General features: G+C 60.4%; 1 pseudogene. It reads right to left on the reverse strand.

The features are described 5' to 3' along the window. Positions 1–202 precede the first annotated feature (202 nt). Positions 203–642: pseudogene (locus AC5RWX_RS34070) on the reverse strand (nucleotidyltransferase family protein); the annotation flags it as partial.

The following is a 642-nucleotide window of genomic DNA, read 5'->3' on the forward strand; positions in this document are numbered from 1 at the left end:
GAACCTGGCAGCCCTGCCACGGGGTGGAAACTTTCGCTGTATACCCGGACTATTGGGGCAGTCTCAGACACGGTAGCGCCGGGAGATTTAACTTGAAGGAGCCTTACTTCGGGTTGGACGGTTTGGTCCGCGAATTCGGCCATCATGCTGTCAGAGTTGGCCTGGCTTTCGGCGTCCTGCAGGGCTTAGGGATTCGATAAGTTCAATCACGTTGGGGTCGGCAAAGGTCTCGTAAAATTCTCGGTGCCGCACGCAGGAACCGTTCCCACCTGGCCTGATGCTGCCGGAGCTGTCCACGGAAGGACATGTCTGCGTAGATGTTCGCGCTCAGGAAGACCTCCGGCCGTGGGAAGATCGCTCGCGACAGCATCTTTGGTTTGTCCTGCCACTGAGCCTGGGCAATGGCAATGAGCCGGGCAATCCCCGGTTCCTTGGCCATCAGGCGGTTGCGCCACTCCGTTGATGGCTGTGGCCACTCGACCGCAGCGGCACTGGGAAGGAGCCCTTCGAGAAAGGGACGCATAGCCGCCAGGGAACCGGTGGCCGTGGCGATTTCCAGGATTGCAGACGCCTGCGAGTAACTTTGGGTGCGACGGGCCAGAAACTCTAGCTCGTGCCGAGAGGCAGGCAAATGGGGCGACC

Source organism: Arthrobacter sp. SPT-J7 (genome assembly GCF_059089965.1).